Annotated in this window: 1 pseudogene; it reads left to right on the forward strand. The window is 50.3% G+C overall.

From position 1 onward, the window contains the following. Positions 1–459, forward strand: a pseudogene (locus EXT47_RS23930) (hypothetical protein); the annotation flags it as partial.

Raw genomic sequence — 459 nt, forward strand, 5'->3', positions numbered from 1 at the left:
AACCAAGTTGCTCACCATAGCGAGTCGGTGTGTGTACCACGAGGTGAGCCAATACGTATCGCGCCCCCAGAGCATAGTCCTAAACCGATGGTGTTTACCGCCACAGTGCGCTCGCTGTCGGGGTCAAAGACTAATCCTCATGTCGATACACAAGGGCAATATGCCACGCAAGTACATTTTGATAGTCAGGTCACCGAATCAGTAAAGCGCCTCACACAATATGCCTGTCGCGGCCAAAAGCAACCAACGGGATTACACTTTCCACTGCTGCCAGACAGTAATGTGCTCATCGGTTGTATGAACAACGACCCAGACCAAAGTTACCTGTTAGGCTTTGCCCTTAACGACACCCAACCATCCGTTGTTACTAGCGCCAATAACACCCAAAACGTGCTCTGCTCTCGCGGCCAAAACCTATTGATGTTTGATGACACCCCAAATACCCCGCATATTGTGTTG

Origin of the sequence: Pseudoalteromonas sp. CO342X (genome assembly GCF_004208915.1) — a bacterium.
GTDB classification, from domain to species: domain Bacteria; phylum Pseudomonadota; class Gammaproteobacteria; order Enterobacterales; family Alteromonadaceae; genus Pseudoalteromonas; species Pseudoalteromonas maricaloris.